The following is a 22528-nucleotide window of genomic DNA, read 5'->3' on the forward strand; positions in this document are numbered from 1 at the left end:
CGTCGTCGCATGCTCGATGCAGGCATCTGCGCGTGCTCCTAGCTATCGCACCAGCGACTATCGCCAGCAAGCTGTCTAGTCGCTGAACCAAATCAGCCCAGAATAATACAAAAACAGCCCACGAAGTGGACTGCTTTTGTATGGCTCCGGGGACTGGATTCGAACCAGCGACCTAGTGGTTAACAGCCACCCGCTCTACCGCTGAGCTACCCCGGAATAAATTGTTTTATGAACTCTCGCCCTTGATGACTCTTGAGCTGCTTTTCTCTCTTTAGAGCTTCAGAACGAGTGGCAACAGACTCTTTGTAAATCAGTTTCCATTCACCCTGAAACTTAGCGTTAAAATGGTCACCCACCTTACGATTATTGCTTCCAGACGCCTACTTAAGTCTTCGGTTTGACCAACGTACGTTTTACGACTTTGGAGATTATAAATTGCGTAAACTACATACACAATTCAATTTTAACAGCCACCCGTCCGGCAGCTGCCGGACTACCCCGGACCGTTAATGAGACAAACCTTACGGTTTTTCTCATCGCCCAGTCGGCAAAGCCGACCCTTGCGGGCAAGCTGGGCTGCTCTTTTCCCTTTAATCAAGAACGGAAAATAACAGATTGATTATAGCCGGCCACCACTGTTTGGTCAACGATTTAAGCTTGACTTAGGCGCGGGGTACTTCTGCTGTAGTGAATGATGGAGCTGCTGGCGCCCAGATCAATAATTTGATTTCCGAGTTCCGCGACCTGGTCCATCATGTTTTCTACTTGCCAGAGCATAAAGCGGGACTTTTCTTCACGGTTGAGTCCCTTTGCCGGTTTTTGAATAGGCATAAATGTTCCAGCCAGAATCTCGTCGTTTACAATCGCTATAGGTAAACCAACGCCGGCAAAACCAATTAGCCTAGCGGCGTTTTCATCTATTGGATCCATTTGGCCGCTAATTATGTTGCCGCTATCATCCCGCACCAAAGTGGTGCGATTGCCGCTAGCGAAGACTCTTATTTTGCCGCCGCGCAGTGCTTCGGCAATCGGTCGGGCACCTTTGTTGTTTATATATCTGGCGATTTCTTGATAGTCAGTTTCGTTGAGCCCGGCGAGCTTTAAAATAGTCGGCACGCTTTTGGTCCACGGCGCCACGTAGGCCACCTCACCAAATGGCGCGAGTGTTTCCGGCACCGGCGCTTCGTAGATTGTTTCGAAAGCCAACGTTTTGCTGACTACTTCGCCAACGGCGTCGAGGTATTTGGGTCCATATGCTGCAATTAGCGATGAACGCAACAAACCAGTCGTCCGCGGAACATCCGTAAGACCGTTGTCTAGGTGACCAAGTAACGGCGCTACGCCTATGCCATGGCTTAAGTAGTCTTGATCCAGTACTTCCAAATAGCTACGTCCGCTGTTGTCCGGGTAGGGTCGGTCAAGCGAGGTTAAAAACCTCTGAGCTTTTTCGGGGTCTTTAAAGCTGAAAGCGACGCGCATTCGAATATCCTCGGCAAAATCCTCCAGACTTTCTCCTGCCTCGGGCATGGCGGCAGGGGTAATCGGTACGTCTGGATCTTGAGCTGTGTGGTGTTCTAAGACGCCGGCTTCGGCGATCTCGTTATCATGCTTTTTTGCCCAAACAGAAAAGAACAATTCAATATTAGCCTTAATACGAGCTTGTTGCTCATCTTCGCTCGCTAATTCTCTTGGTGTAATATGCTCGGCTCTGGCCATGACTCGGTAGGCGAATTATATCAAGACAATCAACTAGTGAAAATGAAAAAACTACTACGAAACTGCCTAGACAATGGGTGTATTATAAAGTTATTAACAAACAAGAGCTGGAAGCTAGTGAGAATCTAGCACTGTGCCGCAACGGTAATCAGCTTGTTGCTCTAGGGAAAAAGAGCAGCCCGAGTCGGCGGATTTATTCCGCGACCCGGCGCGATGAGGAAAAACCGCATGGTTTGTCCTCATAAGGCGAAGCCGTAAGTCCGATACAGCTAGAAAAGACTCCCGAGCAGGAGCACTAAAACGCTTAACTTGTTAAGCAATTGAAAACCCCTGCAACTCCGGGAACAGGGGTTTTTAATTTGAGCGAAAGTTTTCCATCCGCGATAGCTACAGAAAGTCGAGTTGCTCCGTCATCGGATTTAATTCTGGAGCCTGCTGAGCTTGATGAATATTCGACTGGCAGCAAGATAGAAGGAATGACACAGGCGGAAGTAGATGCCGCCGCAGCAGAGCTAGAATCTGCTTTGTCTATTGTGGTTGAGTATGCTAATGAAATCGTTGTTTGCGAACGTCTGGGTGGCGCCGAGATGACTCTTGGTGCGGCCGTAAATGCTATTTGGCCCCCCGAAGCTACTGGTGCCATGATTAAGGAAGGCGTAGGCTCGGTTAGAGCAGAAATTGAAAGAATGTTAGCGACGGCAAAAGAGACTCAAGAAGAAAAGCTGGAGGAAGTTGGGGTCGAAGAGGAACTGGAAGAGGCTGTTGAAGAGGCAAGAGCGAACATAGTTGAAGACAAGAAGCAGAAAAATGATATTCAAGAATCAAAAGCCAAACCAGAGTTGGTGGCTATTGAAAACGAGAAGACTCAAGAGGCCCAAAATTTAGCCGAGCTAGAAGCAGAAGTTAACCAGCCAGGGCAAATCGAAGAAGTAGCTGCAATAGACGGATCCAAACCGACGCCGCCGGCAAACCAAAAAAATACGGACAAAGCTGCCCGTGACGCTGTGCAACCAGAAGCCTTTACTGCCGAACTAAAGACTACTCACGCAAATCAAGAAGCGGCAGAAGAGCCTGTGGTAACAGGCAATTTAAATTCCACGGTGGAGCCTGCTGTCGTTGAGCACGAAGCGGCAAAAAAGATTGATCAAGCTCTAGAATCTCAGAAAACTAGATCAGATCCGGAAATTCTTGCGCCAGAGGTCGACCTGCAGATAAATCTGGAAGCAGAAATCGAAGCCGACCAAGCAGAAGTCTACAAGTTTGCCAGTTTTATAGAAGGCGAAGAGGTCTGGATCGAGCACTTTGGTGAACCAGAAGACGAACGGATTGAGGATCCAATACTGGTGGCTGAAGATGGCGTATTCGAATTCGAAAAGCTACAGGAAAACTTTTTAAGCATGGAGGTAGAGGTGCGAACCGAACGGCCCGAGCAGCTTGTTGAGACAGCTGCCATGATCGAAGCAGTCCAAGAGCCATTTACGCAGCTGGTAGAAAAAATTGAATCGAGCGAACCGGAAGAAATAGAAATAGCCAACGAAATCATAAATAAAATTATCGAAGTGCCTATCAGACTCGAGTCTCAAACAGAAGAGCTTATCAGTGAAGAGCAAGCCGAAGCCGAACTAATCGAGCTATATGAGGAATTATTTGAGTATATGCAGATTGAATATACGCCCGAGCTGGTTGAAGCTTTGGTAAAGCTCACTCTCAAGTGGAACTTAATAGATGAAATCAAAAAAACCAAAAAAGAAGAGGGTGATGAGCTGCGGGCTCAAGACGGCACGCACGAAATTATCAAGAAAATTATTGTCATGTTAAGCAAGATTAAAAAAGCTATCATGCATGCCGGCCGCATTGGTAGATCCGCTATGCGGCTATATTTCTTTGGCTTTTCGGCTCAGCCCGCTTAAGACTTGGATTTTGTTAGGGCGGCCATGCTTTCGACAATCGTGTGGCCGATTTTTTGATGTTCGATTGCTTCTTCATCCAATATGCCGAACTGGTCTTCTAGGTATTTAAGGTGTTCGTCGCGGAACTTTTTAAAGGCCGTTTTCTTTAGGCCGGATTTTTTAACGAAAGCACCGATTTGTTCGCCGCCGATAAAGTGCGGCAAAATTACGTAGCTGGCGCCGTGGCGGTAAAGTTCGGCTGCTTGCTGGGCGCTATCTGCCTGGGCGATCACCACGGCATCCGACTCTTTGGAGCTTAAGAAATTTAATAATTGCTTGGTCGTCTCAAAGTCGGTGATTGTCGAAACTACTAGTTTAGCCTTATCGACACCGGCTTCTTCGAGTAGCTCCATGTCGGTTGCATCGCCGTATAGGTGGTTAATCTTTCGTTGCTCAAGAGTGTCAATTACCTCTGGATCGTAATCTATGACTACGAAATTCTTGCTGATTTGCTTAAAAACACGCACAAATTCGTGGCCGCCCTTTTGGTAGCCAAGCAACACCAGCTCGTAGTTGGCTTGGACTCGTGGCTCGGCATTGGTTTTGCGGCGTTCGAACAAATCCAAATGTACTTCTAAATTGGCAAAAAGCTTGTCACTGAAAGTTACCAAGTAGGACGAGACAGCAATAGAAATTAGGGTAATAAGCGTGATAGTCGAAGCCAGGTCGCTATTGATCAAGCCGCGGTTACGCCCAAGCACGATCAATACAATCGAGAACTCGCTGACTTGAGCTAGCGCTACCGACGCCTTAAAACTAGTGCGCTTGGTGTAGCCAAGCAGGCCAAGTCCGGCCATAGCCACCAATGGTTTTACGATCACGGCCACAGTTACCGAGGCTATCACTAGGCCAAGCATGGCGCTGAAGTCATAAAAGGTAAGTCCGGCGCCCAAAGTTATGAAGAAGACGATCAAGAAGAAATCGCGCAACGGTCTGAGTCGCGAGCTTATTTCTTGAGCATAAGGCTGGCTGGCTAAGCAAATTCCGGCCAGCAGGGCGCCAATCTCACTAGACAGGCCAGCCTTGGCAAACAGGCTGGCGCCGCCCAGTCCGCAGGCAATAGCGAACAAAAATAAAAACTCTTGGTTATTTGAGATGGTTTTTTGCAACGATGGCAAAATCATCGATGTAAACCAATACATAGCAAGGGCTATTAGGGCGCCCTTGACGGTCAATGCCAGCACCGAGCTGATGGCTAAATTCTGATCGCTGCCGCCACTAGTAATAACCACCAGAGCAATAGCTACGAGGTCTTGAACCAGCGAAATACTAATGGCAATTTTGCCGTACAGGCGGCTTTGTTCTTTTTTGTCGGTTAAAAGTTTCAAGATGATAATGGTACTAGAAAAAGCGAGTGACGCGCCCAAAAAAGCCGCCGGCGTGCTAGATAAGCCAAAGCCCAGGCCGATCAGCCAGCCAAGCACGGTAATAATTGCCACCTGGCTAAGGCCCACAACGGTAGCGGTGTGGCCAACCTCCCTAATAACTCGCGGATTAAGTCCAAGACCAATGATAAAGAGCAGTAAGGCAACGCCAATATCAGAAAAAACTTGGAAGGTTTGTTGATCTTTGGTGAGATGTAAAACAGCCGGGCCTACAATAACTCCCGTTAGAATGTAGGCGATGATTAGCGGCTGGCGGATTGCTCGCATAGCGAGCGCCATCAAGGTGCCGATGACTAAGATTAGGCTTAATCCTGAAAAAATATTATCCACTGCAACCTCGCGCCGCGTTGGCCTGCTTTACGGCCAAGCCGTAAACTCTGCCAACGCTCTTGGAACTCTGCTGCGTTAGTCGCTGTGGTACTCCCTCAAAGTATTGAATATACATTTCGGTCCGTGCCTCGCGACTGCCTAGCATAGTTCTCAAGCGCGAGGATTGCGGGCTACTTTTCATCCTCTCTATTTTACCTTAAAAATGCTTAAGTTCTAAAATAGCGCCCAGATGGCGGCAATACCGGACAGGGCCATCAAACCGGTGATAGCCCAACCCAACCAGGTGGTAAATGGCCGGTTAACCCATTCACCCATGATTTTCTTGTCACTGCTCAAAGAAACTATAAAGACCAGAATTATTGGCGCAACAATGCCGTTGGCAACCGCTGAATAGATAAGTGCTTTTATGGGGTTCATGCCTATAAAATTCATGCCTAAGCCAACCAGCATGGCAATGATTATGGTGCCGTAAAAAGCGTGCGCTTGACGCAAGTTGCGATATAGGCCCTCTTTCCACTTAAAAGTTTCGCTAACCACATAGCTAGATGAGCCAGCCAGCACAGGAATAGCCAGTAAACCGGTACCAATGATACCAACGGCAAATAGCCAGTATGTTAAGTTTCCAGCGAACGGCCTTAGGGCATCAGCAGCTTGAGCCGCCGAATCTATCTGAGTTATGCCCTTCGGGAACAAAATTGCACCACAGGCGGCAATGATAAAAAACATCACCAGTTCGGATAAAAGCATGCCGCTCCAAACATCGATACGCATACGCTTAACCGGTTCTGGGCTGCTGCCTTGGCGAGAAGCAATGGATGTTTTACCTTCCATAATTTGCTCTTCAACCTCTTGGCTAGTTTGCCAAAAGAAAAGATACGGGCTGATAGTTGTTCCTAAAATAGCGCAGATCAAGAGCAGCTGATCTTTATTCCAATGAATCGTAGGCGTGACAGCTTTTTGTAGTACATGGCCCCAATCCAAATGCGCCATCAGGGCCGAGGCGATATAGGCAAACAAAACCATGGCTAACCACTTTAAATAATGAGCATAGCGGGCATAAGGCAAAAAGATTTGCAAAAGCAGCATCACAACAGAAAACCCAATAACCAAAAGGGTAAAATTCAAACCTTTATCTAGTAGCTGTACGCCTTTGGCCATGGCGCCGAGGTCGGCACCAATGTTAAACGAGTTGGCCGCAAAGACCAACAGCATGCAGACGTATAAAACCTTTTTAGAAAAATGGGCTCGCAGGTTGGAGGCCAGCCCTCGTCCGGTAACGATACCGATGCGGGCGCACATTTCTTGGATTGCTCCGGCTAACGGATAGCAGAAAAGAGCTAACCATAGAAGTTGAAAACCATATTGGGCGCCCGTTTGGCTGTAAGTTGCGATACCAGCCGGATCGTCGTCGGCCGCGCCGGTAGTTAGGCCCGGCCCCAAAGTATTCCAGTATTGCCTGGCTTTTTGGCCGCTTTTGGCGGTTGGCATTTTGTGGGCCACTTCTTCGGTTTTTTGAAGAGTTGTATCAAGTAGCGCGGCCGGTGCCTCGGCTACTTTCTCAACGATGTCTTTGTTAGCCATAATTCTTAAGCTTAATCTTATATGTTCTTGAGCCGCTAAACAATATGCCATGCCAAAAACTTGACTTTTGCATAAGCGTCTTGCATTATCAAAGTACCATTAGTAGTTTTGGGAACTACCGGTAAACAAAAAATAAAACAAACAGGGGAACTAACATGCCTATCAAGGTATTATTCCGGCCTAGCAGGCCGCAAAAAGTAGTCGTCCGCGTGCGAATAGTACGCGAAGGCTGGCAGAGATTCTTGGTTTACTAACTATTGCTTAGCCGGTTGTTTTTTGGCGATTTCGGCGTCTATTAGTTTGGCGAAGTTGGCCACGGTTTTCGTGGTGTCTAGCCCGGTGCCCTGGCTGTTGACTACGCCTAGCTTGGCGTTGTCTAAAGCCTTGCCGTCTAAGAAGAAGGTAGGCGTGGCCATGGCTTGGCCGGTTTTAGAGAAAGCGTTGAGATCGGCGTTAATGGCGTTGTTGGCCTGATCACTTGAGTAATCTTGCTTGAACTTATTAATGTCTTTAATGCCAATATCTTGAGCGAACTTTACAAAATAGTTATCAAGAGGGTCTTTAGAGGCTACCCAGCCGGTGGCACCGGCTGGATCCTGATTCTCATAAAGCGCATCATGCATCTGCCAGTATTTGCCTTGAAAGCCGGCGGCTTCGGCGGCGCGAGCGCCAGCAAAGGCATTGGGGTGAATTTGGCTCAGTGGCAAGTTGCGGAACTGGAAGTAAATCTGGTTGGAATATTGGCTGGCTACTTGCTTGACAGACGGGTAATAACTGCCGCATACCGGACATTCGTAATCGCCATATTCGATTAGTTTTACGCCGGTAGTGCCTTTGCCCTCTACGTGGTTAGTCGGCTGGTTACTGCTACTGCTGCCGCCCGAACCGTTGTTGGAATTTTGGGTAACCGCGAATATCACGACAAATACAACGACGATAGCCGCCAGTATGCCTAAGAAACGTCTGTCCATTTAAGTTAAATCTCCCTATTTCTAAGGAATAGTCTAGCACACTGGGTTAACCGCGGATGCCTAGTTCCAAAGTGCCGTCGGTTAGAGCCATGGCAGTGCCTACGGCGTACATGACGTTGGCAACTATCATTCTGCGCTGGGCGCCCTCGTCGCTGGCGTAAACGGCTCGGGCCCGATCCACCGCGTGCCAGTAGTCGTAGTTGAAAGATTGGGCTAGTCCTTCGGTATCTTCGGCAAAGCCGTCGCGGTCGAAAGTCGTGCCTTGAATTTTATTAACAGTAAGTAAAACCTCACGGTGTTCACCGGCTAATTTTTCTACGGTGTGAATGTTTTGCTTGTGGCCAATGGACTTCACTTTCTTGAGCAAGCGCTTACCAAAGCTTTCTTTGCCATGACCCTTTGGCAAATAGCTATCTCGCAGCTCGGTTAGAATCATCTCGGCATTGGCGATAACTTCTTCTACTGCATCTGCTAGGGCGTCGTCGCTGACTTCTGGCTCCACAATGGCTCTGGCATAAGCGAACATTGCTTGCCGGTCGCACATGAGTTCCAAGATGCCGATCATCTTATCAATGGCGCCGCAGCCGGTTTTTTCTTCGCTAGCAGCATTAGTTTCGTCTTCGTGCGCGCCCGGCGGGAAGGGCAAGCCTTCTATAAGTTGGCGGTACTCTTCTAGATCGCTTTCAATAGTCGCGCCGGGTTTCCAATTGGCTAGTCGATAGCAGAGTGCCATTACTGGCGTGCCGCCAGGGACTTGCGGGCCCAGAGGTTCACGTGCCGGGCGCTGGCTTTCGCTGCGGCCATCTATGCAACGGACGCTAGAAAGAACATCTGCCAGACGAAAACGATTGGCGGCCAGTTCTTTTAAGCGATTCATAATTGCTGGGACCTCAGATTCGCTGCTGCCGAATCGTTTGGCTACAATTTCGGGCTTAGCAGATATGGGTCCCTGCCAAATGTTAGGATGAGGATTTTCGCCGCCAACCGGTCCTTTCCATTCAATATTTACCGGTGATTGGTCAAATTCATGATCTTCGCCCATAGGGAACCTTTCTTTCGGCATTAAAAATAAATCTCCTCGATTATTCAGGCTCGGGCTTTTTACTCGGACCTTTGTTTTAGAACAACAGTTTTTTAAGTTACTCCCAGCGCCAAAATTTGTAAAGGGTAAAACTTACATTGCACCAGATGTGATACATTAGAAATACGATGAAGCTAGTGTTTATTCTTGCCCTCTTAGCCCTGTTGAAATCGGTTCTGCTTTACCGCGTTTACCACCTCTTGCCGCTTTATGAGCTAAGGCGCCGCGCCCGGGCGCATGATCCCCAGGCCTCAGCCATATATAAAGTTGCTGCCAACGACCAACCACTCGACGTGCTGTTATATATTGTTGGTTTTGCGGCGGCAACTTACTTAATCATTGCCGCCGCTGGCTATTCTTGGTGGTGGGCTTCGATTGTTATTTTATTTATTGCTTGGCTGTCCATCTGGGCACCCAAGCCAAAGGTCGGCGGTTTGCTTTGGCGGTTCAGCGTCTGGGCGTCACCGTATACTTTTAAAATCCTGTCGTGGCTACAGCCAGGCCTGTCGCTCATTGCTAACTTTTTGCCGGGCCACGGCGAACTATACGTTCACAGCGGGGTTTACGACAAAGAAGATTTGCTAGAACTTATCAACGCTCAGAATAATCGTGCCGATAACCGCATTTCAGAGCAAGATTTAAAAATCGCTTTTGGCGCTCTAAGCTTTGGCGATATTAAAGTATCCAAAATTATGACGCCGCGCCGTAAGGTTAAGTTTGTCGGCGAAAACGATGTTGTTGGGCCAATGCTAATGGACGAGTTGCACAAAACCGGCTTTAGCCGCTTTCCGGTAGTTAACGGTTCGACTAAGTCTAATATGCCAAATGTCGTCGGCACCTTGTTTTTGAAAGACATTGTAGAGATTAGCCAAGAAGATAAAGGCAAAGTCAAAGACAGCATGAAGCGCGGCGCCTATTTTATCAACGAAAGCTGCGATTTAAACCAGGCACTAGATGCTTTTCTAAAAAACCAGCACCACCAACTGGTTGTAGTGAACAATTTCGAAGAAATGGTAGGTGTGATTACGCTCGAAGACGTACTCGAGCAAATCATCGGCCAGCCGATACTCGATGAGTTTGATAAATACGATAATTTGCGGGCTGTCGCCAACATTGAAGCCGAACGCGAAAAGGCTGCGCACAAAGAAATAGAGCCCGAGCCAGCTGCGGAAGAAACCGCCGAACCCGAACCCGCCGTCGAATAGTTGCTTGCCATAAGCGGTTTAAGCGCCTATACTGCTACCAATTTGGCTTGAATTAGGAGGAAAAATGGGCGAAAAAATAAATATGCCGCCGTCAGAGGCTATGACCACATCGGCGAAAAGGTTTCTCGACTTTATTATCAACTTCCCAGTATCGGATCAAATCTCCCCGGAAACATTCCGGGGATTTTTAAATGACTACGATATTGCTAGAGAAATATGCAATATTGGCTGCAACTTTGGCCAAGTCTATTTAAATTCTGCCGGCTACCAACAGCTGCACGCAAATAGCGAGGGCAGTTATATGGTGGCGACTTATTATCCCGGCGAGACAGCTGCTTTTCACGCGTTCTTTGGGCCCGGCGGCCAACACCAGGAAACGACTGCCATAACCTTATTCGAAGATGGACGGCCACCGGTTGCCCAAAAAGCAATTCCGCTGGATCGCTACGGCCGCAAACAAATTATTGAGCTGGATAAGCCGACTGAAGTGTGGGCTGAAATCCAGGTTTTAGCCGGCCTGATCAGAACGTCGTTGCCAGGCGAACAAGAAGAACCGCAAGTAGATCTGCAGATCGAGCAACTGGCTGCTTAAGTTTTGCTGCGCTTATCAGAGGTGGTAAAATAACTTCGATGCGTTATTTGGTTGATAACAACTTGAATTTACGGACCGGCGAACTTACTATCGCCGCGTAAGTTTCGCTTTCGGTCCAAATTTCAGGCAACTTATCAACCATAACTCCTAAGGAATATTATGAAACGAACACTAGCGACCGAAACAACTCATAAAGTAGGCGAACAAGTTACAATTGCCGGGTGGGTAAACTCGCGGCGCGATCACGGCGGTCTGATTTTTATAGATGTGCGAGATAACACTGGTGTTGTGCAGTTGGTAATTCAGCCAACTAACGAATCTTTTAAGATTGCCGAACAGCTGCGCGACGAATTCGTAATTCAAGCAACCGGCACCGTAAAAGAACGCGCCGAAGATTTGAAAAATCCGCATATTGAAACCGGCTCGGTAGAAGTTTACGTAGACGAACTCAAAATTTTAAACCGTGCCGAGGCTTTGCCGTTTCCAATTCACGACGTTGGCGTTAACGAAGAAATGCGCCTGCGCTACCGTTTTTTGGATCTACGCCGGCCTAAGATGCAGCGCATGCTAAAAAAGCGCGCCGAGATGTACCAGATAATCCGCAAATTCATGGAAGAGCGCGATTTTACAGAGGTTACCACGCCGATTCTAGCTAACTCCAGCCCAGAGGGCGCCCGCGACTTTTTGATTCCATCGCGCATCCACCAAGGCAAGTTTTACGCTTTGCCGCAGGCACCGCAGCAGTTCAAGCAGCTATTAATGGTTGGCGGTATTCCGCGCTATTACCAGCTGGCCGCCTGTTTTCGCGACGAAGATCCGCGGGCAGATCGCTTGTACGGCGAGTTTTACCAAATCGACCTAGAGATGAGCTTTGTGGAAGACGGCGAAGAAGTCCGCAGCCTGATGGAGCCGCTGATCGTCGAGCTAGTCAGAGATTTTGCCGGCAAGAAATTATTGTTCCAAGATATTCCACGCATCCCATACCAAGAAGCCATGGATAAATATGGCTCCGACAAGCCAGACTTGCGCTTTGGCATGGAGCTAGTAGAACTAACCGAGGATTTGCGCGGCACCGAGTTTGGCGTGTTTAAAAATGCCGAGTGCGTTAAAGCCATTTGCGTTAAAGGCGGGGCAGACTTAAGCCGTTCGCAAATAGATAAGTTTACCGAAGTTGCTAAGAATGAGGGAGCCGGCGGCTTGGCTTACATTACTTACCAAAACGGTGAGGCTAACTCGCCGATCGCTAAGTTCTTGAATGAATCAGAACTAGCTGCTATTAAATCAAAGACTGGTGCGCAGGACGGCGATGCCGTATTCTTTGGCGCCGATCGCCGCGGCGTGGTCAACAAAGTTCTAGGCAAACTTCGCAGCGAATTTGCCGATCATTTTAACCTAAAAGATCCGAACGTTATTGCCCTGGCCTGGATTGTCGACTTTCCGTTTTACGAGCTTGATGAAAAAACTGGCAAGCTAGACTTTGGTCACAACCCGTTCAGCATGCCAAAAGGCGGCCTAGAAGCGTTGGAGTCAGAAGACAAGCTAAGCGTCTTGGCCGACCAGTACGACATGGTCATGAACGGTTACGAGATTTGTTCTGGCGGCGTGCGCAACCACAACCCAGACGTGCTTTACCGCGTGTTCCAGGTGCTGGGCTTTAGCAAAGATTACGTAGAAGCTAAGTTCGGAGGTATGCTCAACGCCTTTAAGTACGGCGCGCCACCGCATGCCGGCTGTGCGTTCGGTATCGACCGCATGTTCATGGAGCTTATGGGCGAATCTAACATTCGCGAAATCGTCGCCTTCCCCAAAAATGGAAGTGGGACCGACGTAATGATGAACAGCCCATCAACGGTAGAGGATTCTCAGCTCAAAGAACTTGGTATTAAGCCGTTACAATAAGCTCTGGTGTGCATGTTACAATAAAGTCGGAGACAAGCTATGAGCAATGACGAGAGGGTGAAAAAGCTAGAAAAACTTTTAGACGTCGCTCTAGAGCGCGCCGATACCCTTGAAAAAAAACAAACTGCTTCAAAACCAAATAAAGCAAAACTCAAGAAATTAGCTAACGATATCCGAAAAAACCTTGAGGAATATTCAGTTGAAGCTTCAGTACACAGCGACCTTACCTACCGACCTCAGCACTAGATACATATTGGTCGACTCTACGGCACTAATACATGCTGCTTATTCTGATGAGTTTTTAAAATTACTAACAGATATTGTCGGAGCTGGCTGCACTCTTTTTACGATCCCATCGGTTGTTTACGAGTATAGTCGTTCTGCTGATACGCCAGCAAAACTCAAACAAAGATTAGAGTTTATTAAGGAGCTCAAAATTGCGGTTCTTAACCGTGTCGAGGAGGAAATAGAAAAACACAGCATTTTTCTAGTGGCCTACAATCGTACATTCAACAAAAGGAATCCCGGTCCCAGCTATACTGATTCGCTTCTGTGCGCCATGGCCTACAGATTTAAGCATATGCAACCGCTAATTCTGTCGGCTAATCATAAGGACATTCCCCAAAGTATCTTTGATCGTACGGAGCTTATTACCATTGATATTTCTGGAGGTCTCCAAAACGAGGCCCTGTACGAATTTTCAGAATCCAAGTTCTCCAAGCTCTTAGAAGAGCTAGAGAAAACTTAACAATACCGCTCAAAACAACCGAGCAGCTTATTTTTTGGCTCGGTTGGTTTTGTACCATTCTTTTTTGGGCCATTTGATCACCCAGATGCTAGTAAAATTGATTAGCGCGCCGATAATCACTAATATCGGCCAAGAGTAAAGGAGCCCAACCATGGCTAAAGCCAAGCCGCCCACGACGCCTATAACCATAAACGGATGCTGCAATAAGCTCAAAAACAAATCTTTAAAAAGTTTGCCCGTGCCACCTTTGACCCCATAGGTGCTTATATATATGCAAGCGAGTATGGTGAACAGCCAAAGGGCTAAGATGTCCCAAAAACAGGAAGACCAGCTTGTATTGTGGCTAAATAAAGAACTAATTACCGCAGATTGTCTAAGTCCGACAACCACTATTATCCAAAAGACCAAAGATAACATTCGGAAGCGGTAACTTGACATTTTCATCATAACTTCAGATTATACACTTTAAAGTAACTGAGCGGCTTGAATATGAGAACAAATGCCAGGACGGCCCGCGTACGCGCCTTTGCCATTAAATAGGTCGCAATCGCATGCCCAGTCGTCGCCAGTTTTTACTACACGGTGGCTGGCGTGGTTGCCGTTGACTTTGTAATGATTATCGTCGGTGCGCTCGACTCTAAATTCGGCCAAATAAACGACAGCGTTATTAAATAGTTTTTTAAACTGAGTGAAATCCGATCTCGCAAGATATTGTTTTGCCATTGCTATGATCATTCTTTTTTGGTCGTCGCTTAGATTATTGAATAGACCTGCGGCCTTCGCGGCAGCCACAAGGCAGTCTTCAATCTCTTTGTGATTATTGCCTGCAAGGGTGAAAGTAATTACGTCATTTTTGGCAGTGAACTCCCGGGTCCAATCATCGCCGTAGCGAATCGTGGCTAGAATATTAAAGTTTTTTGAGAAAAGATCTAAAACTGCTTTTTTAAACGTCGGAGACAGCATTTGCATTCGCCCAATTTCATCTATGGCCACAAATTTATCTTCTGGTACCTTGGAAATTAGCTGTGTAAAAAGCCTATCTATTGTTTTGATATCAACTAGATAATCACCTAGCGTAGCCTCGGACTTGACTTCAGTCTTATGGGCAAATACACTGCTTGCTCCGTCTGACGAGCGAGCTTTAAAGCCAATTCTTTGCCCGCCCAAATCTCTTAGTTCTTCGGAAACAATCCACAAATCACAGTCAAGGCTCGGCAAGATTTTTCTAAAAAGAGTGGTTTTGCCTGTGCCAGGCAACCCGGTTAGCAAAAGTTTCATAACCGAATTATACGCCCTAAAAATAAACGAACAGGGTAGAATTAAGTTATGCACGAGCAAGGGCAGTCATCACGGCTAATAGAAATTCATGGGCCGGATGGAGTTGTGCTTAGAGAACTGACTGTTGACGACGCTCAACGCTATTTTGACTTGGTTGATTTTGACCGTGATCACCTCAGCCAACACGGTGAGCCGACAGCTCAGAATTACTCCAGTCTAGAAAAAGCCAGAGAAAGACTAGCAAATCCAGGCGAAAAGCAGCGGTTTGGTATATGGGTCAACGGCGAGATGGTGGGTAGCATTAACCTGACTCCTCAAGAAGATACGGCGGAACTAGGTTATTGGATTGGCAAACAACACGTGGGCCACGGCTATGCCGCAAAAGCGACGCAAGCTTTAGTTAAACATGCGTTTGCGGTCGAACCCTGGAACTACATATTCGCGATAGTCGATAAAGACAACCAAGCCAGTGTTCGGACTCTAGAGAATGCCGGTTTTATACCCGCCGAAAGCCGGCCAGCTTTAGAACAAAAAAGAATGTTTATAACAACGAAGTCGCGTTCACAAAGGGAAGGCTCCTAATTTGGCAAGAAAGCTACGAGGGTTCGGATTCCTCGGGCGGTGCTGGTGGCGGTGGCGGCCGGAGTTGCACTTCGGAATAATTAACGCCGGCGCCACGGATTAGGCCAATGCGGCCGATTGGACTGGCCAGCCCGGCTTCTCTACGGCGTGCTTCGAGCAGCCGGAGAATGCGTTGAGCCTCTTCGCGGTTTTCTTCGGCGAACGTGCGTCGTTTCTCCTCGCTCATGAATCAAAATATAGGCTAAAGGAGCAGGGTGAACAGTTAAAATTAATACTTTACAAATGGGTGCGGTTCTTTAAAAAACAGCGCCAGGTTTCCGGCGCTGTTTTTAGGGGCTTAGCCCCAGTTGAAGGTTTGGCCAAGCAGCCAGACGCAGAAGGCGATTGAGATAAAAAATAATCCCAATCCAACTGGCGAACCCCAGCTGAACCACGAACCCCACGCACGCCAGTGCTTCATGGAGTTTTCGTGGTACTTCATGGCGTCTTCTGTGCTCATTTTTTCGTGAGCCATACGAATCCTTTCAAACGTTAGTTAGTAAAGGTCCGCTTATTTATCAATGTTCTTAGGTTGCGGTGTGTCGCTTCTAGCGGTCCGAGCGCGCAACAATTCTACTAAGATTAGTTTTATTATACAAAATGTTTGCTTACTTGTTTTTTATTCTATTAATCGCCCACCAAGTTTCAAGAGCGTCAAGGGCTTTTTCAATCCGCTGCTTACGGTCGGCAGACTTTTTAACTTCTGCAATGTTGTGAATTAGTTTGTGCTTGCGCTTGGTGGGCATTTGCTCAAATGCGAGCCTTGCGACGGGCCGCTCAGCCAGAGCACGGTTTAGCTCGGCAATAGCATTTTCGATATTAGTCGTTGGCATAGTTTTAAATTAACAAATATTTACGCGCAATTAGTAAGTTACAATATTCTCATATGAACATTTGGAGCTTACTAGGCGCAGCCATCGGCTTTAATCTTATTGGCTTTGGCATTGCCTACGGCGAGGCGAGTGATAAACTCACCGACTTTAGCTACGGCGCGACTTTTATAATTTTGTCGATTTTGGCCTTTTTGAACGGCGATCATCACTCAGCACAGACCCTTCTGTTGGTTTTGATATGCTTGTGGGGCGTTAGGTTATCTGGCTTTTTGGTGCTCAGAATTTTGCGAATTAATCGCGACCACCGTTTTGACGGAATACGTGAAGACTTTAACAAGTTCGGCACGCTCTGGATTAGCCAGGCAGTCGCCGCTTGGATTATTTTGCTGCCGGCAATTTTTGTTTTGAGCAGCCACCAAAATAGCTTCGGCGCCCTGACGCTTGTGGGTTGGATTATCACCTTTCTGGGTTTAGTAATCGAAAGTGTTGCCGATGCTCAAAAATACAACTTTAACCTTGAGCCGGACAACTACGGCAAGTTTATTCGCTCGGGTTTGTGGCGCCTGAGCCGGCACCCAAATTATTTTGGCGAAATTATGGTTTGGGCCGGCATTTACATTTATTGCTTTGATTTTATGGATTTTGGTCAAAGATTCTTTGGGCTTGCCAGCCCTTTGCTCATTACTTATTTATTACTGCGTGTGACTGGTGTGCCGAGACTTGAAAAATACGCTGACCAAAAATGGGGCAAAAGCGCTGAATATAGAAAGTATAAGAACGGCGCCCGGATTCTTGTACCGCTACCAAGGGCGGCAGAAGCTAAGAGCTGGCTTGCTTCTATAAAAGTCGGCCCGTGGGACTACGAAGATTGGTCGGCTGGGCGCTAGCGAAGGATTCCGACTTAGTTTTTGTTAGAGCCGGATGTTGTAGAATAAGCATATGCCTGATGATAATCCGGCAAGCCAAGTTCCTGAACCACCGGTAAATACTACCGACCCTTCTGCTGTGTCGGGAAAGTCCAAGAAGAAGTTACCGATTTGGGCAGTCGCAGCTCTTGTTATCATAGTGGTCGTCGTCGGAGCATTTTGGCATTTCCGCTCAAATTCAAAACCGGCGAACTCAAACCCTACCAACTCGTCGAGCAAATCTGATCAAACAACTAGCTCTACGGCAAACTTGCCGGGCTTGCAGCTGGATCCTACTAAAAATTACGGTAACAAATACGCCGACGGTTTGCTGCCAGTTGGTGATGGCAGATATGTCACCAGTGCTCCAAAAACCGGCTATATCTATACATGCAGCGGTTACGCCAACAACATCCAGGTAGAAAGCGGCGGTGCTGGCAAGCGCGGGCCGTGGTTCACTAATAACAATACTCAGTACGACATCAACAAAAAGATCCACGTCGAGGGCAGTGTGATGTGGCAGGCCGATTTTTCTAACCAAGTTAACGGCAATGTGCGTACGATAGTTACCAATGACTTACCAAGTCACCCCACTGGCACTTTCCCGATCAGCCCTAACGACCCAGCCTATGTTTACGATCGTAATCCAAATAGCATCAAAGGCCAAACGCTGACTTATTCGCTTAATGCTAATCCTACTTATAATGCTACGCCACAATGTATGGGCGGCCAGTCGGGCATAATGCTTACCGGCATAGCATTATTTAACGGCTTTGATGCCGGTGGCCGCGACGCCGGCGCCTGGGAAATTCAAGACAGCTGCGACGGTCATCCGCAAAGCGAGGGTATTTATCACTACCATACACTCTCGAGTTGCATTAAAGACGTAAACGGCAAAACCGTAATTGGCTATGCGCTAGATGGCTTTCCAATTACCGGGCCGAAAATTAGCGACAATAACATTCTGACTACGGACGATCTGGACGAATGCCACGGTATAACCAGCCAGATAGTTTTAGACGGTAAGCCCGTCACGATGTATCACTATGTGATGACTCAAGATTTTCCTTATAGCGTCAGCTGCTTTAGGGCTACGCCAATTCAGCCGCCCGGTCAAAAGCCTCAGCCACATTAGGAGTAAAATAAAATTATGGATGAGCAACCAGATAATCCATCCACCGAAGAGAGCCAGCCTACTCGTGAACCGGTCGGTCCCTCTTATTGGCAAAAACCTAAGCGCCATTGGCTACGCTACGGCTTGATAGTGCTCTTGATTGCGGTCGTAGCCGGGGTAATTTACTGGCTGTGGCAACACCCTAAAAAATCTACGCCAGTTAATACTCCAACCACTAACGCAAACCAGAAAACCAATCAAACCGTGCAGCAAACCGCTCCAGCTACGGCTCACTTTGATTCGTCGAACTTTAATCTGAGCTTTGATTATCCTAAAGATTGGACGGTGACCGATAGCGGCAACAATCAATTGACGGTGCGTTCTACCAACATGAACTTGACTACGGCTAGCGGGCAAACCATAACCGCCCAGGTGCTAATGACCATCGCGCCAAAAGGCCAGAACTTGAGTGTTTTTAATGCCGGTAGTGCGGTTGCTGTACTTGGTAGCCAAAAGATCTCATATACTAAACCTACCCAAAACCAGCGCGCCGATACTTATTTAAGCTTTTTGCAATATGCCAACACTACGGCCGCCGGAGCGCTCGACGCCATTGATATAACCGGTAACTATGGTTACACAAAAGGCCAAGATATTCCGAAAACTGACATTGCCGGCATTGATCCTCTAGTTAATATTTCATTTTTGAAATGCGCCAGCACGGCTTGCCCAGCCGGCACGACCACGGCTACTTCGATTGCTTCGTCCAATTGGAATGACAGTTTGTTCTCAGCGCCGATCACCAAAATGCTTGAATCCTTGAGTTTCAATTGAATAGCACCCTAAGATAAGGGTGCTACGATAGTTACTTCTTCGAATGCTATTTGTTGCGGCGATCCCACCAGCTACGCATGTAGTTTCTGGTGAAAATGCCCAATCCAGCCAGGAATACGCCTAGGCCAATTGGTGAGCCCCAACCAAGAACCTGGTTCCAATCTGTCATATTGGTTATCCTTCCTAGCTATGATAGTAGCACAAGCGGGATAGGCGTGCTCATAACTAAAGCCGACTTTACTAGACGGGCAGTTTATTGATGGTTATAGTTTTTCTCTAAGAGGAGAGACATGGCATACGAGGCAAAAATTCATGAAGCGCAAATAAGTATTTTGCGCGAGTTGCTGTTCCAGCCCGAGGCCGGCTATGGGCAGCTGCAAAAGCCAACCAGTCTAACCAGCGACCATTTTAATTTTCATATCAAGCAGTTAGTCGAAACCGGATATGTAGAGAAAGTTTCGCGCGGCAAATATCGGCTGACGCCGCGCGGTAAAGAATACGCCAACAAGCTAGATACTGATGCCAATGTCATAGAACGTCAGCCAAAAGCGGCGGTGATTTTGGCAATTCAGAACGGCGATAAGTGGTTATTCCAGCAGCGCCTCAAGCATCCTTATTTTGGTTTTTACGGCTTTCCGAGCGGCAAAATTCGTTGGGGTGAAACCATTATAGAAACCGCTGCCCGCGAACTAAAAGAAGAAACCGGCCTAGCTGCTGACTACGAATATAAAGGTGTATATCACGAACAGGTTTTACAAGCCGAAACCGGCGAGCAACTAGAAGATAAAATTTTTCATGTAGTCTTGTGTACCAAGCCTCGCGGCGAATTAAAGGCAGAGTTCGAAGGCGGCAGTAATGGCTGGATGAACCTGGCAGAAGTGGACGCCAAACCCAAAAAGTTCGAAAGTTATAAACACGAGCTCGATATTGCCTTAGGCAATCTTAACTTTATTGAACGCACCGTTAAATATTCTAAAGACCAGTTCTAAAACTTGCCTAAATGTGGGCTTTAAGCATAAGCTTAAATTTATGCAGGACGACCAGTCGAATACCGATCCACAATCATCGGTTCCTACACCGCCAAAAGCTGAGCCAGAAACTAACAATCTAGATTTGACCTTGCCGGAACCTCCAAATGAGCCCGAGAAACCTTCGCGGTTTTTTCAAATCAAAACCTGGATAGTAGAGCATAAAAAAGTATCCATCCCAATTGCTCTACTCTGCCTAATTATTATATTGGCGGCAATCCCCTGGAGCCGCTACCAATTAGCCGGACTCGTTATTAAGAAAGATTTCCAAATTCAGGTAATGGATCAAACTGCCGGTACTCCAGTCAGTGGAGCGGCAGTTGCCAGCGGCAACGAGAGCGGTCAAACTAACGGCAACGGAATAGCTGTTTTGCATTTGCCGGTGGGCAAGCATCAATTTAAAGTAACCAAAAAGTATTACATTACCGGGCATGTAGCGGCAACGGTCCCGCTCTTTGGTCGTAAAAGTACCAAGCTGGAGCTGGTGGCTACCGGCCGGCAAGTTAGGGTGACACTCAAAGATACTTTGAGCGGCAAAGCTTTAAGCGATGTTGATATTCTAGTGGCCGATATCAGTGCCAGGACAGACGTTGATGGCAAGGCACTTTTAGTGGTTCCAGCGGGAGTTTCCAAAGAACAGGCGAACCTAAGTTTAGCCGGCTACAACGATACCACGGCTACTTTAACAATTTCCGATAAAAATATCGAAGACAACCCGTTAAACATGACTCCAGTCGGCAAGGTTTACTTTTTATCTAAACGTACTGGAAAGTTAAACGTTATGAAGGCTAACTTGGATGGCACTGATCCTGAAGTTGTCGTAGCGGCGACCGGCCAGGAGCAAGTAGATTCATCGGCCCTTAGTCAGTCCCCCGACGGCCGTTACGTGGCACTAGAAACCCAGCGTAGTGCAGCAGACAAGGTGCCGCAGCTTTACGTAATTTCGACCGCTGATGATCGCCTTCTAACTTTCGACTCCGGCGACTTTGACTTTTCTATCGTAGGTTGGTCCGGAGATGACTTGGTATATAGAGTGAGTAACAACGAAGCGCCTGCCTGGCAAGCCGGCCAACAAAAGATCAAAAGCTACGATGCTTCGACTGGCAAGACATACATCATTGACTCCAGCGCCGGTACAGATCCGGATAAATCGGCCGGTGAATCTTATGGTGAAGTTTTCTTGACGGCCAGCAAAGTAGTTTTTGACAAAAGCTGGGGCAGTAACGGCAGTGATACCCTAGATGGCCGTAAAAATACTGTTATGATCGCTGATCCAACTGGCCAGAATAAGCAAACAGTAAGCAACTACGATGCATCCAGTACTAATATCTTAATGTTCCAGTACGCCCCCAACGGTTTTTATATAGAATCGGACGATTCCGGTACGGGCGATTCAACTTATTACGACTATATACCAGGCGGCGGCCTCAAAAAGATCAACGCGCCCACCAGTGATCAGCTTTACAGCAATCCTACTTATTATTTCTCGCCGCAGGGCAACCAGACTTATTGGTCGGAACGGCGCGATGGTAAGTCCACTCTCATCACGGCTGATGCATACGGCAGTGCTGGTAGCCAAAAGATCCTATCCGTTGGCTATGAGGCTGCGGGTTGGTACACTGACAAATACGTGTTAGCCACAAATGACGATCAAAACGAACTCTACATTTTGAGTGCCAGTGGTGGTAAGCCTGTCAAAATTTCCGACTATCAGTCTACCTACATTTACTAAAGTTTATTTTTATGGCAAACTCCTAAACCGTGAGTTACTTGACTAATAGTTTTGACGAAAAGATTATTGAGCTGCTAAAAAACGGCGGTGTTGGTTTTGTGCCCAGCGACACGATTTACGGCCTATCTTGTCGTGCGCTGGACGAAAAAGCCGTCGTGCGCTTACGCAACCTCAAAAGCCGCAGCCAGCATAAGCCGCTAATCGTTTTGTTTTCAAACATTGAACAGCTGGCTGATTTAGGCATGCCAACAGCCGGTTTAGAGAAAGCCCTGGCGTATTGGCCAGGGCCGCTAAGTCTGGAGTGGGACGCGCGTAAAAGCCCGCCGTGGCTGCACCCGGCCAGCGAAACATTCGCTATTCGCATGCCGGACAAACCGGAGCTAGTTGAGCTTATTAACAAGGTCGGTCCAATAACTAGCACCAGCGCCAATCCGGAAGGTGCAGAGCCGGCCAAGTCAGTCAAAGAAGCCGAAAATTATTTTGGTGAAGGCTTAGATTTTTACGTTGACGCCGGCGAAATCACAAGCGGCGCTAGTTCTACCTTGGCTCGGTTAGCAAACAGCCAGTTCGAAGTCTTGCGCCAAGGTGCTTTGAAGATTATTTAAGCTTAATAACTGTCGATAGTGTCGGCAAAGACACATATAAACGATTCCATTAGTTTTATCTATATAAGCCCCAATCCATAGGTCGTACCAAGCAAATTTGAACTGTATTTTCATCTTGAAT

24 protein-coding genes and 1 tRNA gene are annotated in these 22528 nt (G+C 47.5%); 13 read left to right on the forward strand and 12 right to left on the reverse strand.

Going from position 1 to position 22528, the window contains the following annotated elements:
* Window positions 1-141 precede the first annotated feature (141 nt).
* Both VFT49_03765 and VFT49_03770 read right to left on the reverse strand, forming a co-directional pair.
* A tRNA-Asn gene (locus tag VFT49_03765) sits at window positions 142-216 on the reverse strand.
* A 435-nt stretch (window positions 217-651) separates the two neighbouring features.
* On the reverse strand, window positions 652-1716 hold the full coding sequence (locus tag VFT49_03770; protein ID HEU5005174.1) for a hypothetical protein: 1065 nt from the start codon (window positions 1714-1716) through the stop codon (window positions 652-654).
* A 359-nt stretch (window positions 1717-2075) separates the two neighbouring features.
* Between VFT49_03770 and VFT49_03775 the strand changes: the two genes are divergently transcribed.
* Entirely contained in the window at window positions 2076-3626 is a 1551-nt protein-coding gene (locus VFT49_03775) for a hypothetical protein (GenBank protein HEU5005175.1), read from the forward strand.
* On the opposite strand, the gene VFT49_03780 is transcribed toward VFT49_03775, so the two are convergent.
* The 4 genes from VFT49_03780 to VFT49_03795 form a co-directional block, all read right to left on the reverse strand.
* Window positions 3623-5380 carry a cation:proton antiporter gene (locus tag VFT49_03780; protein HEU5005176.1) on the reverse strand — a complete coding sequence of 586 codons (1758 nt, stop codon included), beginning with the start codon at window positions 5378-5380 and terminating at the stop codon, window positions 3623-3625. The genes VFT49_03775 and VFT49_03780 overlap by 4 nt on opposite strands.
* 213 nt (window positions 5381-5593) lie before the next feature.
* A complete protein-coding gene (locus VFT49_03785; GenBank protein HEU5005177.1) occupies window positions 5594-6961 on the reverse strand; it encodes a divalent metal cation transporter in 1368 nt (455 codons plus the stop codon).
* Window positions 6962-7215: 254 nt separating this feature from the next.
* On the reverse strand, window positions 7216-7932 hold the full coding sequence (locus VFT49_03790; GenBank protein ID HEU5005178.1) for a thioredoxin domain-containing protein: 717 nt from the start codon (window positions 7930-7932) through the stop codon (window positions 7216-7218).
* A gap of 46 nt (window positions 7933-7978) precedes the next feature.
* A complete protein-coding gene (locus tag VFT49_03795; GenBank protein HEU5005179.1) occupies window positions 7979-8974 on the reverse strand; it encodes a hypothetical protein in 996 nt (331 codons plus the stop codon).
* A gap of 167 nt (window positions 8975-9141) precedes the next feature.
* Between VFT49_03795 and VFT49_03800 the strand changes: the two genes are divergently transcribed.
* The 5 genes from VFT49_03800 (at window position 9142) to VFT49_03820 (ending at window position 13457) form a co-directional block, all read left to right on the forward strand.
* Window positions 9142-10218 carry a CBS domain-containing protein gene (locus VFT49_03800; GenBank protein ID HEU5005180.1) on the forward strand — a complete coding sequence of 359 codons (1077 nt, stop codon included), beginning with the start codon at window positions 9142-9144 and terminating at the stop codon, window positions 10216-10218.
* A 64-nt stretch (window positions 10219-10282) separates the two neighbouring features.
* A complete protein-coding gene (locus tag VFT49_03805) occupies window positions 10283-10810 on the forward strand; it encodes a hypothetical protein (GenBank protein ID HEU5005181.1) in 528 nt (175 codons plus the stop codon).
* 159 nt (window positions 10811-10969) lie between these two features.
* On the forward strand, window positions 10970-12709 hold the full coding sequence (aspS, locus tag VFT49_03810) for an aspartate--tRNA ligase (protein HEU5005182.1): 1740 nt from the start codon (window positions 10970-10972) through the stop codon (window positions 12707-12709).
* A gap of 39 nt (window positions 12710-12748) precedes the next feature.
* Complete coding sequence (locus VFT49_03815; GenBank protein ID HEU5005183.1) at window positions 12749-12955, forward strand: hypothetical protein; 207 nt, start codon at window positions 12749-12751, stop codon at window positions 12953-12955.
* On the forward strand, window positions 12909-13457 hold the full coding sequence (locus VFT49_03820; GenBank protein HEU5005184.1) for a hypothetical protein: 549 nt from the start codon (window positions 12909-12911) through the stop codon (window positions 13455-13457). Before VFT49_03815 ends, VFT49_03820 begins: the two co-directional genes overlap by 47 nt.
* A 27-nt stretch (window positions 13458-13484) precedes the next feature.
* On the opposite strand, the gene VFT49_03825 is transcribed toward VFT49_03820, so the two are convergent.
* A complete protein-coding gene (locus tag VFT49_03825; GenBank protein HEU5005185.1) occupies window positions 13485-13904 on the reverse strand; it encodes a hypothetical protein in 420 nt (139 codons plus the stop codon).
* 18 nt (window positions 13905-13922) lie between these two features.
* On the reverse strand, window positions 13923-14735 hold the full coding sequence (locus tag VFT49_03830; protein ID HEU5005186.1) for a nucleoside-triphosphatase: 813 nt from the start codon (window positions 14733-14735) through the stop codon (window positions 13923-13925).
* Window positions 14736-14783: 48 nt separating this feature from the next.
* Between VFT49_03830 and VFT49_03835 the strand changes: the two genes are divergently transcribed.
* The gene (locus tag VFT49_03835) at window positions 14784-15317 is read left to right on the forward strand and encodes a GNAT family N-acetyltransferase (GenBank protein HEU5005187.1); all 534 of its coding nucleotides are present in this window, start codon (window positions 14784-14786) and stop codon (window positions 15315-15317) included.
* Window positions 15318-15330: 13 nt separating this feature from the next.
* Here the strand turns inward: VFT49_03835 and VFT49_03840 are convergent, their stop codons facing one another.
* From VFT49_03840 to VFT49_03850, 3 genes are all read right to left on the reverse strand, one after another.
* Entirely contained in the window at window positions 15331-15543 is a 213-nt protein-coding gene (locus tag VFT49_03840) for a hypothetical protein (protein ID HEU5005188.1), read from the reverse strand.
* Between the two features lie 111 nt (window positions 15544-15654).
* Window positions 15655-15831, reverse strand: a complete 177-nt coding sequence (locus VFT49_03845; GenBank protein HEU5005189.1) for a hypothetical protein — start codon at window positions 15829-15831, stop codon at window positions 15655-15657.
* Window positions 15832-15964: 133 nt separating this feature from the next.
* Window positions 15965-16189: a YdeI/OmpD-associated family protein gene (locus VFT49_03850; protein HEU5005190.1), complete on the reverse strand. Its 225-nt coding sequence runs from the start codon at window positions 16187-16189 to the stop codon at window positions 15965-15967.
* Window positions 16190-16242: 53 nt separating this feature from the next.
* Between VFT49_03850 and VFT49_03855 the strand changes: the two genes are divergently transcribed.
* From VFT49_03855 to VFT49_03865, 3 genes are read left to right on the forward strand one after another with little or no spacing between them, the layout of a single operon-like run.
* A complete protein-coding gene (locus tag VFT49_03855) occupies window positions 16243-17076 on the forward strand; it encodes a DUF1295 domain-containing protein (GenBank protein HEU5005191.1) in 834 nt (277 codons plus the stop codon).
* Between the two features lie 52 nt (window positions 17077-17128).
* A complete protein-coding gene (locus VFT49_03860; GenBank protein ID HEU5005192.1) occupies window positions 17129-18229 on the forward strand; it encodes a YHYH protein in 1101 nt (366 codons plus the stop codon).
* A gap of 15 nt (window positions 18230-18244) precedes the next feature.
* Window positions 18245-19042, forward strand: a complete 798-nt coding sequence (locus tag VFT49_03865) for a hypothetical protein (GenBank protein ID HEU5005193.1) — start codon at window positions 18245-18247, stop codon at window positions 19040-19042.
* 46 nt (window positions 19043-19088) lie between these two features.
* Here VFT49_03865 and VFT49_03870 read toward each other — a convergent pair whose 3' ends face one another.
* Window positions 19089-19211: a hypothetical protein gene (locus VFT49_03870; GenBank protein HEU5005194.1), complete on the reverse strand. Its 123-nt coding sequence runs from the start codon at window positions 19209-19211 to the stop codon at window positions 19089-19091.
* Between the two features lie 121 nt (window positions 19212-19332).
* Here VFT49_03870 and VFT49_03875 point away from each other — a divergent pair, with 121 nt between their 5' ends.
* The 3 genes from VFT49_03875 to VFT49_03885 are packed head-to-tail and all read left to right on the forward strand — an operon-like array spanning window position 19333 to window position 22407.
* Window positions 19333-20031, forward strand: coding sequence for an NUDIX domain-containing protein (locus VFT49_03875; protein HEU5005195.1), 699 nt, complete (start codon window positions 19333-19335; stop codon window positions 20029-20031).
* 40 nt (window positions 20032-20071) lie between these two features.
* On the forward strand, window positions 20072-21802 hold the full coding sequence (locus tag VFT49_03880; protein HEU5005196.1) for a hypothetical protein: 1731 nt from the start codon (window positions 20072-20074) through the stop codon (window positions 21800-21802).
* A gap of 29 nt (window positions 21803-21831) precedes the next feature.
* Window positions 21832-22407: an L-threonylcarbamoyladenylate synthase gene (locus tag VFT49_03885; GenBank protein HEU5005197.1), complete on the forward strand. Its 576-nt coding sequence runs from the start codon at window positions 21832-21834 to the stop codon at window positions 22405-22407.
* Window positions 22408-22528 lie beyond the last annotated feature (121 nt).

This window comes from Candidatus Saccharimonadales bacterium (genome assembly GCA_035758565.1).
GTDB lineage: Bacteria > Patescibacteriota > Saccharimonadia > Saccharimonadales > UBA10212 > DASTXL01.

Bases quoted from the DNA above. Each gene is read 5' to 3' on its own strand.
- VFT49_03855 (HEU5005191.1), top strand. From the start codon at position 16,243: ATGAACATTTGGAGCTTACTAGGCGCAGCCATCGGCTTTAATCTTATT.
- VFT49_03870 (HEU5005194.1), bottom strand. From the start codon at position 19,211: ATGACAGATTGGAACCAGGTTCTTGGTTGGGGCTCACCAATTGGCCTA.
- VFT49_03860 (HEU5005192.1), top strand. From the start codon at position 17,129: ATGCCTGATGATAATCCGGCAAGCCAAGTTCCTGAACCACCGGTAAAT.
- VFT49_03785 (HEU5005177.1), bottom strand. From the start codon at position 6,961: ATGGCTAACAAAGACATCGTTGAGAAAGTAGCCGAGGCACCGGCCGCG.
- VFT49_03815 (HEU5005183.1), top strand. From the start codon at position 12,749: ATGAGCAATGACGAGAGGGTGAAAAAGCTAGAAAAACTTTTAGACGTC.
- VFT49_03800 (HEU5005180.1), top strand. From the start codon at position 9,142: ATGAAGCTAGTGTTTATTCTTGCCCTCTTAGCCCTGTTGAAATCGGTT.
- VFT49_03845 (HEU5005189.1), bottom strand. From the start codon at position 15,831: ATGGCTCACGAAAAAATGAGCACAGAAGACGCCATGAAGTACCACGAA.
- aspS (HEU5005182.1), top strand. From the start codon at position 10,970: ATGAAACGAACACTAGCGACCGAAACAACTCATAAAGTAGGCGAACAA.
- VFT49_03840 (HEU5005188.1), bottom strand. From the start codon at position 15,543: ATGAGCGAGGAGAAACGACGCACGTTCGCCGAAGAAAACCGCGAAGAG.
- VFT49_03825 (HEU5005185.1), bottom strand. From the start codon at position 13,904: ATGATGAAAATGTCAAGTTACCGCTTCCGAATGTTATCTTTGGTCTTT.
- VFT49_03830 (HEU5005186.1), bottom strand. From the start codon at position 14,735: ATGAAACTTTTGCTAACCGGGTTGCCTGGCACAGGCAAAACCACTCTT.
- VFT49_03795 (HEU5005179.1), bottom strand. From the start codon at position 8,974: ATGGGCGAAGATCATGAATTTGACCAATCACCGGTAAATATTGAATGG.
- VFT49_03865 (HEU5005193.1), top strand. From the start codon at position 18,245: ATGGATGAGCAACCAGATAATCCATCCACCGAAGAGAGCCAGCCTACT.
- VFT49_03850 (HEU5005190.1), bottom strand. From the start codon at position 16,189: ATGCCAACGACTAATATCGAAAATGCTATTGCCGAGCTAAACCGTGCT.
- VFT49_03790 (HEU5005178.1), bottom strand. From the start codon at position 7,932: ATGGACAGACGTTTCTTAGGCATACTGGCGGCTATCGTCGTTGTATTT.
- VFT49_03835 (HEU5005187.1), top strand. From the start codon at position 14,784: ATGCACGAGCAAGGGCAGTCATCACGGCTAATAGAAATTCATGGGCCG.
- VFT49_03880 (HEU5005196.1), top strand. From the start codon at position 20,072: ATGCAGGACGACCAGTCGAATACCGATCCACAATCATCGGTTCCTACA.
- VFT49_03805 (HEU5005181.1), top strand. From the start codon at position 10,283: ATGGGCGAAAAAATAAATATGCCGCCGTCAGAGGCTATGACCACATCG.
- VFT49_03875 (HEU5005195.1), top strand. From the start codon at position 19,333: ATGGCATACGAGGCAAAAATTCATGAAGCGCAAATAAGTATTTTGCGC.
- VFT49_03770 (HEU5005174.1), bottom strand. From the start codon at position 1,716: ATGGCCAGAGCCGAGCATATTACACCAAGAGAATTAGCGAGCGAAGAT.